Raw genomic sequence first — 15497 nt, 5'->3', positions numbered from 1 at the left:
GTCCCGCTATGATTCTAAAAAGCCATGTTAACTGGTGCGTCCATTAGCTCTTCAATGCGAGGAATATATTCTTGTACACCTACTAGTCGCTCACCAAGCTTTGTTAAAAAACAAGTAACTTTATATTCGAAAATATAAGTAAATACCCTAGGTGATTCTTATCCACTATTAGCTAATCGCTATCACCATGCTATTATTTTTCACAATTTATTTTCTTATATCTATCAATCATTAAATATTTATAACTTTTTTATTTATTGTATTTTCACAATAAATAAAGAACCAATAAAACATAAGACATTGATTAGATTAAATATAAACCCATAAAGCAATTAATGGTAACTAGTCAAAATTAATTACTTATATTTAAGCAATTGCTGATACCAAATAATGCTAGTAGTTTTTCCAAAAAGGTGTCTTTTTCTAACACTAAATAGCTAAAAATACAGAAAATACAGAAAATACAGAAAATACAGAAAATACAGAAAATACAGAAAATAAAATAATTATAATATTTAAGGGAACGCAATGTCCGAAGTGAATATATTTAAACAACCAAAACCTTTCTATTTAATATTTTCAATTGAATTTTGGGAACGCTTTGGCTTTTATGGCATGCAATCAATTTTAACTGTGTATATGGTTAAAATTCTTGGTATGTCGGAATCTGCATCATTTACTTTATTTGGTGCCTTTTCTGCACTAGTGTATGGATCTGTCGCAATTGGCGGTTGGGTAGGTGATAAAATATTAGGAACTAAGCGCACAATTACGCTTGGTGCCATAATCCTTACTGCAGGTTATGTTTTACTTGGACTTTCTGCAAGCCATGATAATAGCAGTCCGATGCTGATTTACATGGCAATGGGCTTTATTACTATGGGTAATGGTTTATTTAAAGCAAACCCATCGAGCTTATTAGCTAAAGTGTATGGAGAGAATGATCCCCGATTAGACGGTGCGTTCACCCTGTATTACATGGCGATTAACTTAGGCTCTTTTTTCTCAATGTTATTAACACCTTGGATTGCAGAAAAATTTGGTTATGACTTTGCATTCTCCGTTAGTGCTATTGGTTTGGTGATCACGATTGTGAACTTTATAATCAGTCACTCTACCGTGAAACATGTTGGTTCAAAACCAGATATGAAACCTGTTAATGTTATGCATTATATCAGTGTAGTAGTAGGTGCTATTATTCTGAGCTTCGTTAGCGCTATTTTGCTACAACATTTATTCTATGCACACGCTATTTTAGTGGTAGTTGGGGTCACTATTGTCGTGTTGTATTTTAAAGAAGCATTACAAACATCTGATATTGAACGCGCTAAAATGTTGGTGGCATTTTTATTAATGTTACAGGGCATTGTTTTCTTCGTACTATATTTCCAAATGCCAACCTCGCTTAATTTCTTTGCTATCCATAATATCTCTCATGATCTGTTTGGTATTAGTGTTGCGCCAGAACAATTTCAAGCGTTGAATCCACTGTGGATCATGATTGCTAGCCCTATCCTTGCCATTATTTATAATAAGTTTGGTGATCGTTTCTCTATGCCGTTTAAGTTTGCACTCGGCATGGTGCTCTGTAGCCTTTCTTTCTTGATACTGACTTTTGGTGCGCATTTTGCCAATAGTCAAAGTGTTATCAGCTCTAACTGGTTGGTGTTGTCTTACTTCTTCCAATCTATTGGTGAACTACTGGTATCTGGTCTTGGATTAGCGATGGTAGCTCAGCTTGTTCCTCAACGTATGATGGGATTTGCAATGGGTATGTGGTTCTTAACATCAGCAACGGCAGCAGTTCTTGCTGGCTGGGTAGCAACACTAACAACAGATTCAAGCAATATTGTGGATCCACAACAAACATTGGCCATTTATAGCCATGTATTTGGGGTAATTGGCTATGTTACTGCCGCTATTGCTCTACTTACTCTGATTATTGCGCCTAAACTAACACGCGTGATCTACGCTAAAGAGACAACAAAAGAAACCGTTACAGCATAATATTTTCTAACGTTTTCTTTTAACTAAAGTTAAAACAATATACCCAAGAAACTTTAAACAACAGGTTTTAATAATACGACAGCCCTGTAGTTTTAAGTGACTTGGGTATATTTTTATATGCTATTCCAACTTTTAAATATGTTATTCATCAAAATATTCGTTGTTTTGGAGTTGAATTCATATGTCGCTATTGGAGAGTCTAGGGAAGAAACTTGAGCCGCTCATGTTGTTTATGGGGTTAGTAATCCCAATCGCAACAATGCCTCAGTTATATAAGCTTTTTATATCCCATCCCAATCACGCCCATGGCCTATTGTTAACCACGTGGTCTATGTATGCACTTATTTCTTTGCTCTGGTTTATTTATGGTCTCTACCATAAATAAACCCGACAATTTGGATAGGTAATTTTTTAGGGTTTCTTGCTTACTTTGTCATGATAGTAGGCATAGTGATGAAGGCTGGTATCACCTTTTAGCTATTCATAAAAATGAAAGAAATATATTACCTTCTTTTCATTGGTATAACGAAAAACGCTTGTTTAACTAATTAACACGCCCATTGGCTCTTCAATGCGAAGAATATATTCTTGTACCATTACTGCTAACGATTCAAACTTTGTTGCAATAAACAAATATCTTTATATTAGCTAATCGCAATCATTAATTAGTAAATCAGCCCACCATTATTTTAACCTATAATTAACCTATATTTAACTTATCACTTATCCTTCTTTTCCTCTCGCTCCCAATATAAAACAAAGTTTTATATTTATTCATTTTGGCTGAATTTTTAAGTAATACGCAATCGATTAAATATCGTAAAATTAATATTTTTCAGTCAATAGATATTTATAATTTTTTTTCGTGATTGTATTTCAAAATAAAAAAGCCACCCAAAATAAAGATAACCTATTGTTTTTATAACCCAAAACAAAAGTAGGTGGCGATTAACTGCAACCAACCAAAAATAATAACTTATATTTACCTAATTGATGATAACTATTCAAAATAGTAGTTTCGTTAAGAATGCAACCTTATCACAACAAATAAACAATAAAATAACAATACAAACTAAGGGAATGTAATGTCTGACGTTAATATATTTAAACAACCGAAACCCTTCTATTTGATATTTTCCATCGAATTTTGGGAGCGCTTTGGCTTTTATGGAATGAATGCAATTTTGACTGTTTATATGGTCAAAATTCTTAATATGCCTGAGTCTGCTTCATTTACATTATTTGGTGCTTTTACAGCATTGATATATGGTTCAGTAGCACTTGGCGGCTGGGTTGGTGATAAAGTTTTAGGGACCAAACGTACAATTACGCTTGGTGCAATCGTCCTGACAATAGGTTATGTATTGCTTGGCCTTTCAGCGAGTCATGGTAACGGCAGTCCATCAATGATTTATATCGCGATGGGGTTCATTGCTATGGGTAATGGCTTATTTAAAGCTAACCCTTCAAGTTTATTGGCGAAAGTATACGGTGAAAATGACCCTCGCTTAGATGGTGCTTTCACCATGTATTACATGGCGGTAAATTTAGGCTCATTTTTCTCAATGCTTTTAACACCATGGATTGCTGACAAATTTGGTTATGACTTTGCGTTTTCAGTAAGTGCTATCGGGTTAATCATTACCATTGCAAACTTTATTGTAAGCAAAAAAACCGTTCAGGATGTTGGTTCTCCAGCAGATATGAAGCCTATTAATAGCTTTTACCTTTTATGTGTTGTTATTGGTACGCTCGCTTTAAGCTTTGTGAGTTCATTCTTACTACAGCACCTGTTTTACGCACATGCCATTCTAGTCGTTGCAGGTATTGCTATTGTTTCGTTGTATTTTAAAGAAGCTTTTTCAACATCAGGCAACGAACGAGCAAAAATGCTTGTCGCTTTTATACTTATGCTACAAGGTGTTGTGTTCTTCGTACTTTACTTCCAGATGCCGACATCATTGAACTTCTTTGCCATTCATAATGTTGAACATAGCATATTCGGAGTATCCGTTGCTCCAGAGCAATTCCAAGCACTTAACCCAATGTGGATCATGCTTGCAAGCCCACTCCTTGCTATTCTTTACAACAAGTTAGGCGAACGCTTTTCAATGCCTTTCAAATTCGCATTCGGTATGGTGTTATGTAGTCTTGCTTTCTTAATCCTTCCTGTAGGTGCTAAGTTTGCCAACAGCCAAAGCATTATTAATTCAGGTTGGTTAGTCGCCTCTTACCTATTCCAGTCTCTAGGTGAATTGCTGGTATCAGGTCTTGGTTTAGCTATGGTGGCACAGCTTGTGCCACAACGTATGATGGGCTTTGCTATGGGTATGTGGTTCTTAACCTCAGCAACAGCGGCTGTTATCGGTGGCTGGGTAGCATCATTAACAGCAGTACCGAGTAATATTGATGACCCACACCAAACACTCATTATTTACAGCAAAGTGTTTAATGAAATTGGTTTTGGTACCGCCGCAATAGCATTGATCACATTACTTATTGCGCCTAAATTAACGCGTATTATTTATGCGAAAGATACAACAGAAAAAGTAACAGCAACAGCTACGGCTTAAAATAACAAATACAACAGCGGGCGTGTTAATGATTAACACGCCCGCTGTTTTTATTTTTTACTTTTAAAGCATATTAGCGAAGGATCATTTGATCACGCTCAGGACCAACAGAAACCATTTTAACTGGCACGCCCATTAGCTCTTCAATGCGAAGTACGTACTCTTGTGCACCTTTAGGTAGCGATTCAAATGTACGACAACCAGTAATGTCTTCTTCCCAACCAGTCATTTGCTCATATACAGCCGTTAGTGATGCCGTTTGAGGCCAAATTGGGTTTTCAGTATGCTCACCGTTGTAAGCAACACAGATTTTCAGATCTTTCATACCCGTTAGGCAGTCGATCTTAGTTAGTGCAATTTCAGTTGCTGCTTGTAGTTCAACACCGTTACGAGTCGCTACTGCATCGAAGTAACCCATATCACGTGGGCGACCGGTTGTTGCACCGAATTCTTTTGCATCTTCACGGAATTGGTCTTGATCTTCCATTGCAGTGATCAACGTACCGGTACCTACTGAAGAGCTGAATGCTTTTGCTACTGCAATAACACGCTCAGGATGAAGAGCAGGTAAACCACTACCGATACCAGCATAAGCTGCTGTTACGTTAGAAGATGTTGTCCATGGGTATTCACCGTAAACTAAGTCACGACCCGCACCTAGTTGTGCTTCAAACAACAACGTTTTATCTTCTTTTTGTAGTGCTTTAAGTGGCTCTGTTACGTTACAAATGCTATCACGCCAAGGCTGAGAAACCTCTAATAGCCACTCTGTCATTTCTTCCGCTGTTTGCGTGAATTCAAATGATGGGTATAGCGCTTTAAGTTGAGGAAGTTTCCAATCCATCATGAATTGAATGCGCTCACGTAACACTGCAGGTTGTTTTAACCAACCAACAAGAATACCTTTTTTCATTACACGGTCGCCGTATGCAGGTGCGATACCTTGACGTGTTGAACCGTAAGCACCATCACCTAGACGTTGTTCTTCTAAGGTATCTTCCAGTGCGTGAAGCGGTAGGCATAGTGTTGCGCGATCTGAGATACAAAGTTTAACTTCAACCCCTGATGTTGCCACTTCTTCGATTTCTAAAGATAGTTTTTCAGGGCTGATCACCATGCCAGGGCCTAACACAGCAATACAATCAGGATTAAATACGCCGCTAGGTAATTGGTGCAATTTGAACGTACCAAAATCGTTAACAACAGTGTGACCTGCGTTATTACCACCTTGGAAACGGATACTTGCTGAAGCTTGGTCTGCTAAATAATCAACAATACGACCTTTACCTTCATCACCCCAGTTAGCACCAACAACAACAATAGACGACATAATTTGAATCTCCTCAAAAGCAATGACGACTATCCTATGCTCATCCAATTAATAAGAATAATTAATAATCGTTATTAACTTGATAAGAATATCATATCTGGAGTATGGTTAATCTTATCTACTCAATATGTTATGTATGATGATTAGTATCATCTACTGCTTAGGGAATCATTGCGAATATGATTGATATCCACTGGCTCAATACCTTTGTCGCTTTGGCAAAGCACCAACACTTTGGTAAAACTGCAGCTGCGCTACATATGACGCAACCTAATGTAAGCCTTCATCTCAAGCAATTAGAACAAACCACACGGGTTAAGTTAATTGAGCGTAACCCTTTTCGTTTGACTCAAGCCGGTGAACGTCTGTTACAAAGTGCAGAAAATACTTTAATGGAACTGCAAATCTGTCAGGCCGATCTGAATGCTATTAATGAGCTTAATCGCGGTACTTTAACCATAGCAGCCAGTGATATTATTTCTCGTTTGTTATTAATTAGCCCTTTTCAGTCTTTCAAGAAAGAATATCCGGGGATTGATCTGTCTCTTTTTAATACCACTTCATCTCAAGCAACCGAGTTAGTCAAAAGCGCGAAAGCGGATCTGGGATTCGTTATTGCACAGAAAGAGAGTCAACCACTGCATTTTACTGAATTAAGACAAGTGAAGTGGTGCGCATTAGGTAATGGCTTATCACGCTGGCAAGCACTGTCGGCTAACCCTTCGCAGATCATTCCAGTCGAACCTCTCGCAGCAGAAGAACCCACCTTGATTTTGCTCGGTCACGATACCCGAACCCGTGAATTAATTGATATGGCATTACCTTTATTAAATTTAAAGAAGTACCATGTGATGGAAGTAGGCAGTGTAGATGCGCAGATTGATTGGGCAGAAGCAGGATTTGGTGTCGCGATAGTACCGAGTTTTTCTTTACATTCAAAACCACACTTACAAACACAAATAACACCACTGCCTGATTTCCCGACAACCAGCTTGGGCTATATCGTGCGTCAAAACCAAGTGCTTTCACGAGCCATTAAGCAACTCTTACGCTGGGTAGATGATGAAATCCAACGCTCTCAGTAATGCTAGCTATCTGCATCGCCTATCCTAGTAATAGATATAATTAAGCCCTGTGATCAGGGCTTAATATATATGCTAACAGCAAAGTGTTCCCAGCATAATGGGTTATTTGTGATCTTGTTTTTTTAATGTATACGCATCAGCAAGATCACCTTGGACACGTTTACCATCTTTATCTAGATGGAAGATACGTTGTTCACCCACGAAATACTGCGCTGTTTGACCACCACCTAAATTCAAGGTGATCGTATCGCCTTTATCATTCCAGTCAAACTTACCTTCTGTGGTTAAAGGTTTGGTTTCTTTACCTTGATAGGTTTGATCTAAAATGTAAGAGCCATCGTCTTTTAGCGTTAAGCTTGTTTCAATCCCAGAACAATCAGCACAAGGCTCAATACCTGTATACTCACCCATCCAATCAAGTGAGTTCTTCGCATTATCAGCAGCCTGTGATAATTCTGTAACTTGATCATTCGCCGCAGATGATGTTGATGAGGTTTTATCTGAAGCTTGATCACAACCCACAAGCACTAAACCAAGAAGGGCTGTAGCTAAAAGCGTTTTTTTCATCTTAATCTCCTTGAAATAACACAAAATATTATGGATATGTACACGTCATAAAACAGAACACCATAATAAACTATGTTATCAATTACTCAGCAGTTGCATCCTTAACTGCGTCTTTCATATTGTCCGCAGCTTTACCTGCATCATCAGCCATCTCTTTTGTGGCATCAACTGCTTTATCTGCAACATCATTCGCCGCTTTTGCTGTATCGTCAGCCGCTTGCTTTGTGGCATCAACAGCGTCATTGGCAGCTGCTTTAGTTGAATCAACAGCATCATTGGCAACTGCTTTGGTTGAATCAACAGCATCAGTGGCAGCTTCTTTGGTTGAATCAATTACTTGTGTTGCGGTATCTGATGCCTTGTTTTGCATATCTGTCGCAGTTTTATCTGTGCTTTGGTCACAGCCAACAAGTGCTAAACCAAGAATTGCAGCAACTAATAGTGTTTTTTTCATCTTAATCTCCTTAGAAGAAACAAGATACCTTGAAACTCACAACTAAGAGTTTCACGGTATCTTGCTATAAAATTCGAAATTTTAGCGCGTTTAATTTAATAAATCGGATGCTTTATTCTCTATATCACCAGCAGCATTTTCTGTTTTATCAACGGCAGAATCGGTCATTTCAGCGGCTTTGTCTTGCGCAGCTTCAGCTGAGTCATCGACAGATTTCATTGCATCATTTGCGGCACTTTTTACGTTATCTTCTGCCTCTGCTGTTTTATCCATAGCAGCATCTTTCATTTCCGTTGCTGAATGTTTCATTTCATCCATTGAATGATCTGCGGCACCTTTAGCGCTATTGACTGCATCAGACGCTTCAGTTGCTTTTTCTTTTGTCGCATCCATTAACGCTTTTGAATCATCAGCAACAGTATCTTTTACTTCTGATACTGAACTATTCATTTCTGCAACTGCCGCAGAAGTCTTTTCATCAGCTGATGAATTTGTTAAAGAATCTTTCAATTCATTTGCTTTCTCTTTCATAGAATCAACTGAATTATCAACAGCTTGCTTTGACTTATCAACCACATCAGCAGTCTTCTCTTTTACAGAGTCTGTCATCTCCGACGCTTTTTGAACCGCTGAATCACTTAATTCAGACGCTTTATCAACCATTTTATTGGTTTTATCTTTGACTACATCAGCAGCATCGGACACCGTATCTTTAGTTGCATCTAACGCCGTACTAGATTGTTCCGTCACTTTGTCTTTCATTTCAACGGTTGAATGTTGGGCAGCAGATGTACTATCTGTAGCTGTATCTTGTTTTGCCTGATCACAACCAACTAAAAATAAACCTGCGATAGCCATCGCGATAATTGTTTTTTTCATACAAACCCCTGTAACGAATACTGTTTTAATATGACCCTGACAGTATCTATCTACCAGATAAACCTATGTCTTAACGACGTCATTTCCAAGTCAATAATAGGTCAATTTATTACTTTTAGGTATTAAATCTCTTTAAATTCAAGATGGAAAATATAAAAAATGGAAAATAACGTAACATTATTACAGATCAAATAAAAAACACATAAATACAATAACTTAAAAAAGCAACCATTAAAAATGGCGACAAAAAACATGCGGCAACATCATTTTTCAGTGTTATTGCTGATTCAGCATAAAAATATTATTCATAATAATTATTACAATTAATACTAAATTTTATATTTCAAACCCAAAACAAATAATAATTTCTCTTTTAGCGCACATGAGGTATTTATGATAATTATCACTAATGACCTATGATTCTTCCAGTTCATCCCTCATTAAACCTTGAATTTTCTTTATTAAAATTAAATGTGGTATTTTATATCTTTCCATAAATAAAATTGCTGCTTTTTCTTTTTCTTCCTCACAAGTTATTGAGGCTATTTCAACTGTTTCTTCATAAATTTTAAAAAATTCATCCAAATCTGAATCAAATTCATTGTCATGATTAAAATATAACTCAATTATTACTTTTATATCAGTAACCAACCTATGAAAAAGAAATGCATTTTCCTGTTCTCTTTCAAATATATAGACTCCTCTATGAAAATATAATTCTTCTAACTTTGAATATAAAAGCTCTATTTTTTCTCTTCGTAATATTCTATTTTCTTTACTTATCCAATTTTTTATATCCACATCAGATTTTATTTTTTCTGTAACGATTGTTAGTGATTTTTGCTGACTTACAACTTTTTCTAACTTCTCATCTATTGCATCAATTTTTCCAGCCTCTTTATTTCTTGACGTTATATATGAGATAAAACCTGCACTTGCGGCTCCCAATAGGAAAGTTCCAAAACTGGTTATCAAAGTAATACTGTCCATAAAGCCCCAAATTTGGTTAATAAAAGTAAAAATCTATCACTTTATATCGTTACTACCAACACCTCGCAACTACTTGTTTCGTTTCAGTTTATTCTTTTAACCAAATACCGCTGCAAGCCTTGCCGTTACTGGTTTTGTCTTGCCGTGGTTATTCATTAACGAGATCATTAAATTGATAAAAAACGCCACGAAAAACACACAGCAACCAACAAAATCACGTGGTTAGCAATAACGACAGATCATTAAACTGAAATATTTTTTAAAATGCAGCGCGCGGGAGGGAAGGAATAGTGGTGTTTACCTCACAGTAACAGATTCCTTGGGAGGCTGTGCGCTTCGTGGTTAGATAATTTATTACTGTTCCATGTTTTATCGACAGGCATAAAAAACGCCCATGTGTGGCGTGGATAAGGGTATTCAGCGCTATATTTTAAATATTTTGCTAACGACTTTTTATCGTCCTTGCTAGAAAATCAGAATAAAAAACATCTAATAGAGACTTATAACAAAAGGCTAATAGATAAACTTAAAACTATCTAACTATAAACCCTGAATAAGTGAAGGACCACTAAGGAAAACTAAATTGTATTATTGATAGGAAAATAGAGGTTAATTTTTTAATGTAAATAAATATTTATTACTTTATTTTATATTAATAAGTATTAATATCACAGCCACATGAAATAAGTTCATATTCTGTAGGTCCAAATAACTTACATTCTTTTTTAAACAGTATAACATCAGAACCTACCGGACAAAAAACACTCGACTTGATAGGAACACTCACTGCTTTTTCACTGTCTTCTGGTATAACTTTTAAAACTAATTCTCGCTCTCCTGTTTCAAACTTTGAGAACGTTTCTGTTACTTCGCCTGCAACAGAATCAATGTCATAAGTCTTTTCACCAACGAAAAAAAGAGCCCCAGCCAAACCTGTAAAAGATAAAAATAAAAAGGCAACAAATACCTTTTCATTGTATAACTGACTCATCAATCGTTTTCTCAAAATACCTAATCCTATAGCAAACTCACTTTGAGCAATGCCCTATAATTTAGCACTTTAGAGCCCTCAAATTAAGCTATTTTATGTATAGGATCTTATAAAAAATGAAAATAAATGAAAAAAACACTCAAAAGCTATCAGCATCATTACTTTAACCCATTGTTATAACTAGGATAAAAAATAATTACACCAAGTTAACACAGTTTGACATAACCCTTACTTTTTTACTGGGAAATGGATAGTTTCACCTTCAGCAGTTAAGATTTCTATCACTTTCGGCGTGCCATCTGATGCAAGATATAACTCTCCTATTGCACTTCGATTCACCAATCGATGTGCACCTACAATGTCAGGATCACGCTTTTCAATCAGCAATTTCTTACGCTTGGTAAACCAGTTTAACGGAGAATGAGGACTATATAGTGCTCTATCCATTGCATCACAAAAGCGTAATAAGCGATTTGGGAATTCATTTTTTAAACCACTACAAGTGATCTGATAAATATGGAATTTACCTTTATGGTTACGAAGTGTGATGTCATAAGCAAAAGAATAATGGACATCGCCAGATAAAATAATAAATTGGGTCGGTGTTTTGGTATGGGTAAAAATACTCAGTAATGTATTGGCAGAGCCCGGATGCGCCATCCAGTTTTCTGCATCAACGAGTAATGGTTGCCCTATCCATGTCATCATTCGTTGCAATGTTTCAATAAACTTTACACCGAACATTGGTGCAGCAGAAACAATAATCACCGCTGGTTCATGGAGTAATTCCTGCTGAAACTCAATCATGGCTTCCCAATCCATTAACCCTGATGGACGGTTATCATTCGATTCTGAACGCCAACGTCGAGTACGCGTATCTAATACTACCATTTTAGGTGTGGTTGAAATGGTATAGTGCCATTGCTCAAACTGATTTAACCGCGCGATAAATGCATCTTGTGTTTGATTACAGGGCTCAGCAAAGTATCGCTTGGCGTCATCAAGGAAAGGCTGTTCAAATTTCTCGGGAGCATTGCCCCAAGCCTGACATAGCCAGTAGCTTATAAGTGCATTACCAATAATTCGACGCGAAAATAAGTTATTAAACGCTGCGGTTTCCCAGCGACGATTAAGCATATAGTCATCCGTCACATCATGATCATCGAAAATCATATACGTCGGAATATGTGCAAACAAACGTTGAACTTGCGGCAGGCCTTGAACGAAATCATCCATAATATGGCTTTCTTCGTGCCACTGTTGCTGCCATTTAGGCGCAATTTGTACCCCACCACAGGTGAATTTCTGTTTCTCGAAACGCTCACGATCAACCCATTCCCATAATGTTGGTGACCATACCAGTAAATACATCGCAAAAAATTCACTAAAACTGATCAGATGATTTTCACATTCTCGCGAGCTAAAAATAGGCACAACACGATCAGGCAATAATTTACCTAACCACGTTTGAGTATCAATATACGTCGGTAATAATTTATCTCGTCCATATAAATGATAAGGACTATGATACAAGGCATCTGTATCTGCAATGCTAGACTGTTCGAACGTTTCAGTAGGTAGGCCTAGCAGTTGGATTACTTGCTCAATAGCATCAAGTGTTGGGCCTGCAACATGATCAGCGTAAATTTGATCACCACTCATCATTAATAGACTTGGGCGTTCAAGAATAGGTTGCTCAGCTACTTTTCTATCTGCAATCACTAAGCTGTCTTTACTTGGATAATGAGGGTTACGACAAGAGCCATGTAACACATAATCGGCTTTAGTGTTGATCACAATGCTAATCATGGATTCATTATCGTAGGTCAGTGACGGTATTAAATCGGTTAAAAGCCCTTGCTGGGTGTCAAGTTGATAAGCAAGTGGAGTATTAACTGCAAATTCACCCTCAAACTGTGCGAGTACAACCCAAGCATTTTTACCGATTTGAATTTGATGTTCATCTGCAATAGTGGCTTGATAGCACGGGATATCATCACCTTGTTGATATAAGTAAAAAGTAGCATTCAATCGTTCCGTGGTCACAAACCATAGTACTAATTGCGTTGCTGTCGCTTTACGTAAAATAGGACCGGCAATAATAAGTGGTAAGGATGATGCTGGTGCTTCTTTAGACATTTACTTCTCAACTCGCGCGTAATAATTCAGTGTCACTCACTGCGATACCATCAAAACAACAATAGATAATCAGACTTAACCTATTGAGTAAACATTTTCTTTAGTTCTTGCTGAATCCATTTTATAACGGGTCCTGTCGCTCGATCACGGCGTTTAACAACGCCCATTTCAATCCATTGCGAAGCGGGAATATTTTCCATCGACAGTTTTACAACACCTTCGGAGAAAAAGTCATACGTAAAAACATGATCAGGCACAAATGCCCATCCCATATTTCTCAACACAAAGGAGGTGATTGAATAGTAGCTGTCAATTTGCCAATAATTAGCTGATAACGCTTCACTGTGGTGGCGTCCACTTCGATCGCAAATTAATAGCTGACGGTGCTGGCTTAACTGCTGCACTGTGGGCGCTGAAATTTGCGCTAATGGATGATTTTTACCCACAATCAGTGATGAGTTAAATTCACAAATAGGTGTAAATTCTAAACTACTAGGCAAGGTTTTACTGAAAAATAAAATACCGATATCTGCCATTTTTTCATCTACGCGGGTCGCTATATCATCTTTCGAGCCATTAATAATGGTTAATTTCAATAATGGAAATGTCTCAGAGACGCGTTGAAAGAAATCTTCAAAAGCGGTTAATGGTGATGCTTCATCCATTGCTATGGTCAGGGTTACTTCTTCACCTTGCGTTAACGTCAATGCCCGAGATTGTAACCGTTCACATTGAGCTAATACGACCTTTGCTTCTTCATACATTTGCTGACCTTCGGGGGTCAGGATCGGTAACCTTGCACTTCGATCGAATAATTCAAACCCTAAATCTGCTTCTAGGTTACTAATTGCAGTACTGATCCGTGACTGTGCTTTTCCTAACCGCCGAGCGGCTGCCGAAAAAGAGCCTTGTTGTACTGAAATAACAAAAGCATTGAGTTGATCTAATGTCCAATCCATAAATCAATCCATCCGATAATCAGATATATAATATCTTTGAGCAATCTAATATTCGGAGATAATACAGCGATTCCCACCAACTGAATAGTCGTGGGTCGACCATTTTATGAGAATATTTATGCACAGTAATGAACCTATGCCGTCGTCGAGCAATATATCTAAAAATTTTTGGCGTTATACCATCCCTTCTATTGCGGCAATGATGGTTAATGGACTCTATCAAATTGTAGATGGGATCTTTGTTGGCCACTACGTTGGCTACCAAGGCTTAGCCGCAATTAATATGGCATGGCCGATAACATTCGTATTATCAGGTTTAGGCTTGATGATTGGTATTGGTAGCGGGACGCTAATTTCAATCGCCCGCGGTGAGCAAAATCAGATTAATGCTCAGCGCGCTTTTAATACAGGTTTGATCCTAACTTTTATTATTAGCTGCCTTTCATTTACTGCGTTTACATTTTTTGGCGACTATTTTTTACAACTTCAAGGTGCCCAACAAAACATTAAGCACCTTGCTTTAGACTATGTTTCTACTTTTGGTAATGCTGCCTTTATTACTGTCTTAGCAGGCGCAATGCCAATGTTGATCCGAAATGATGACAGCCCGAAAATCGCAACAACGTTATTAGTAATAGGCGCACTGACCAATATTCTTCTTGATTATGTGTTTTTGGGGTTAATGGGTTGGGAATTAAAAGGTGCCGCAATTGCAACGTTGATCGCACAAGGTATTAGCTGTGTTGGTGGCTTAATCTATTTTTGCTCTCAATACTCAACTTTAAAGCTAAAAATTTCACTGCCTGATTTTTCATTGTCAGAAAGTAAAAAGATCATGGTGCTAGGCTCATCAGCACTGATCATGTACCTCTATGGTAGTTTTGTTGTCGCATTACACAATTATCAATTCATTATATATGGCACAGAATTAACCGTTGGCGCTTTTGCTATTGTCGGCTACATGATGACAATGTACTACTTGGTAGCAGAAGGTATTGGTGAAGGTTTACAACCACCAGTGAGTTACTATTACGGGGCGAAACAACCTCAACATATACGACAAACATTAATTTTAGCAATGAAAACGACGGTGATTGCTGGTATCGCTTGGTTCTTGTTACTGACGAGCTTCCCATCAACCTTGATCAGTTTGTTTAATAGCAGCAACAGCGCACTGACGTTAGAGGCAACCCAAGGTATTCGTTTACACCTATTTGCAATGTTTTTAGATGGCTTTATTGTCTTGGCTACAATGTACTTTATGTCGGTGAATCAAGCGTCAAAAGCATTGGTAATTTCAATTAGTAACATGCTAATACAACTGCCGTTTTTGTATTTCTTACCGAAATTACTTGGCGTTGTCGGTGTATGGCTAACCATGCCAGTATCTACTATGGTATTGAGCTGTATTGTTGCGGTTATTGTTTGGCGTGATATCAATAAGCGTTGTAAGCCACTCAATTCACTTGATAATCAAGATCCCTTAATCGATTAATTAGTAAGTAATCGCCAATAAAAAACGC

At 37.5% G+C, this 15497-nt stretch carries 13 protein-coding genes; 5 read left to right on the top strand and 8 right to left on the bottom strand.

Translation table 11 applies throughout. The features are described 5' to 3' along the window. Window positions 1–528: 528 nt before the first annotated feature. The 3 genes from dtpA (CTN01_RS08365) (at window position 529) to dtpA (CTN01_RS08355) (ending at window position 4580) form a co-directional block, all read left to right on the top strand. Complete coding sequence (dtpA, locus tag CTN01_RS08365; RefSeq protein ID WP_045150638.1) at window positions 529–2007, top strand: dipeptide/tripeptide permease DtpA; 1479 nt, start codon at window positions 529–531, stop codon at window positions 2005–2007. A gap of 181 nt (window positions 2008–2188) precedes the next feature. Continuing rightward, the gene (locus tag CTN01_RS23010; RefSeq protein ID WP_341844137.1) at window positions 2189–2392 is read left to right on the top strand and encodes a SemiSWEET transporter; all 204 of its coding nucleotides are present in this window, start codon (window positions 2189–2191) and stop codon (window positions 2390–2392) included. Window positions 2393–3092: 700 nt separating this feature from the next. Beyond that, window positions 3093–4580, top strand: a complete 1488-nt coding sequence (gene dtpA / locus CTN01_RS08355) for a dipeptide/tripeptide permease DtpA (RefSeq protein WP_107342137.1) — start codon at window positions 3093–3095, stop codon at window positions 4578–4580. A 73-nt stretch (window positions 4581–4653) separates the two neighbouring features. On the opposite strand, the gene CTN01_RS08350 is transcribed toward dtpA (CTN01_RS08355), so the two are convergent. Next, window positions 4654–5910, bottom strand: coding sequence for an adenylosuccinate synthase (locus CTN01_RS08350; RefSeq protein WP_005364252.1), 1257 nt, complete (start codon window positions 5908–5910; stop codon window positions 4654–4656). 179 nt (window positions 5911–6089) lie between these two features. Between CTN01_RS08350 and CTN01_RS08345 the strand changes: the two genes are divergently transcribed. Then, window positions 6090–6995, top strand: coding sequence for a LysR family transcriptional regulator (locus CTN01_RS08345; RefSeq protein WP_005364250.1), 906 nt, complete (start codon window positions 6090–6092; stop codon window positions 6993–6995). A 102-nt stretch (window positions 6996–7097) separates the two neighbouring features. Here CTN01_RS08345 and CTN01_RS08340 read toward each other — a convergent pair whose 3' ends face one another. From CTN01_RS08340 to CTN01_RS08310, 7 genes are all read right to left on the bottom strand, one after another. After that, complete coding sequence (locus CTN01_RS08340; protein ID WP_005364248.1) at window positions 7098–7562, bottom strand: copper resistance protein NlpE; 465 nt, start codon at window positions 7560–7562, stop codon at window positions 7098–7100. Window positions 7563–7644: 82 nt separating this feature from the next. Beyond that, complete coding sequence (locus CTN01_RS08335; RefSeq protein ID WP_045149932.1) at window positions 7645–8016, bottom strand: hypothetical protein; 372 nt, start codon at window positions 8014–8016, stop codon at window positions 7645–7647. Window positions 8017–8106: 90 nt separating this feature from the next. Continuing rightward, complete coding sequence (locus CTN01_RS08330; protein WP_045149934.1) at window positions 8107–8895, bottom strand: hypothetical protein; 789 nt, start codon at window positions 8893–8895, stop codon at window positions 8107–8109. 414 nt (window positions 8896–9309) lie between these two features. Beyond that, complete coding sequence (locus CTN01_RS08325; RefSeq protein WP_045149936.1) at window positions 9310–9885, bottom strand: hypothetical protein; 576 nt, start codon at window positions 9883–9885, stop codon at window positions 9310–9312. A gap of 652 nt (window positions 9886–10537) precedes the next feature. Continuing rightward, window positions 10538–10876: a hypothetical protein gene (locus tag CTN01_RS08320; protein WP_045130214.1), complete on the bottom strand. Its 339-nt coding sequence runs from the start codon at window positions 10874–10876 to the stop codon at window positions 10538–10540. Window positions 10877–11104: 228 nt separating this feature from the next. Then, the gene (locus CTN01_RS08315; RefSeq protein ID WP_107342136.1) at window positions 11105–13015 is read right to left on the bottom strand and encodes an alkaline phosphatase D family protein; all 1911 of its coding nucleotides are present in this window, start codon (window positions 13013–13015) and stop codon (window positions 11105–11107) included. 80 nt (window positions 13016–13095) lie between these two features. Then, entirely contained in the window at window positions 13096–13974 is an 879-nt protein-coding gene (locus tag CTN01_RS08310; protein WP_045082470.1) for a LysR family transcriptional regulator, read from the bottom strand. Window positions 13975–14092: 118 nt separating this feature from the next. Here CTN01_RS08310 and CTN01_RS08305 point away from each other — a divergent pair, with 118 nt between their 5' ends. Continuing rightward, a complete protein-coding gene (locus tag CTN01_RS08305; RefSeq protein WP_045149937.1) occupies window positions 14093–15469 on the top strand; it encodes an MATE family efflux transporter in 1377 nt (458 codons plus the stop codon). Window positions 15470–15497: the final 28 nt, after the last annotated feature.

The organism is Photobacterium angustum (genome assembly GCF_003026365.1).
Lineage (GTDB): Bacteria > Pseudomonadota > Gammaproteobacteria > Enterobacterales > Vibrionaceae > Photobacterium > Photobacterium angustum.
This window is presented reverse-complemented; position numbering and strand designations above follow the sequence as displayed.

Excerpts from the sequence above, each read along its gene's own strand:
- CTN01_RS08315 (WP_107342136.1), bottom strand. The coding sequence starts at position 13,015 with ATGTCTAAAGAAGCACCAGCATCATCCTTACCACTTATTATTGCCGGT.
- CTN01_RS23010 (WP_341844137.1), top strand. The coding sequence starts at position 2,189 with ATGTCGCTATTGGAGAGTCTAGGGAAGAAACTTGAGCCGCTCATGTTG.
- CTN01_RS08330 (WP_045149934.1), bottom strand. The coding sequence starts at position 8,895 with ATGAAAAAAACAATTATCGCGATGGCTATCGCAGGTTTATTTTTAGTT.
- CTN01_RS08310 (WP_045082470.1), bottom strand. The coding sequence starts at position 13,974 with ATGGATTGGACATTAGATCAACTCAATGCTTTTGTTATTTCAGTACAA.
- CTN01_RS08335 (WP_045149932.1), bottom strand. The coding sequence starts at position 8,016 with ATGAAAAAAACACTATTAGTTGCTGCAATTCTTGGTTTAGCACTTGTT.
- dtpA (WP_107342137.1), top strand. The coding sequence starts at position 3,093 with ATGTCTGACGTTAATATATTTAAACAACCGAAACCCTTCTATTTGATA.
- CTN01_RS08350 (WP_005364252.1), bottom strand. The coding sequence starts at position 5,910 with ATGTCGTCTATTGTTGTTGTTGGTGCTAACTGGGGTGATGAAGGTAAA.
- CTN01_RS08345 (WP_005364250.1), top strand. The coding sequence starts at position 6,090 with ATGATTGATATCCACTGGCTCAATACCTTTGTCGCTTTGGCAAAGCAC.
- CTN01_RS08320 (WP_045130214.1), bottom strand. The coding sequence starts at position 10,876 with ATGAGTCAGTTATACAATGAAAAGGTATTTGTTGCCTTTTTATTTTTA.
- CTN01_RS08340 (WP_005364248.1), bottom strand. The coding sequence starts at position 7,562 with ATGAAAAAAACGCTTTTAGCTACAGCCCTTCTTGGTTTAGTGCTTGTG.
- CTN01_RS08325 (WP_045149936.1), bottom strand. The coding sequence starts at position 9,885 with ATGGACAGTATTACTTTGATAACCAGTTTTGGAACTTTCCTATTGGGA.
- CTN01_RS08305 (WP_045149937.1), top strand. The coding sequence starts at position 14,093 with ATGCACAGTAATGAACCTATGCCGTCGTCGAGCAATATATCTAAAAAT.
- dtpA (WP_045150638.1), top strand. The coding sequence starts at position 529 with ATGTCCGAAGTGAATATATTTAAACAACCAAAACCTTTCTATTTAATA.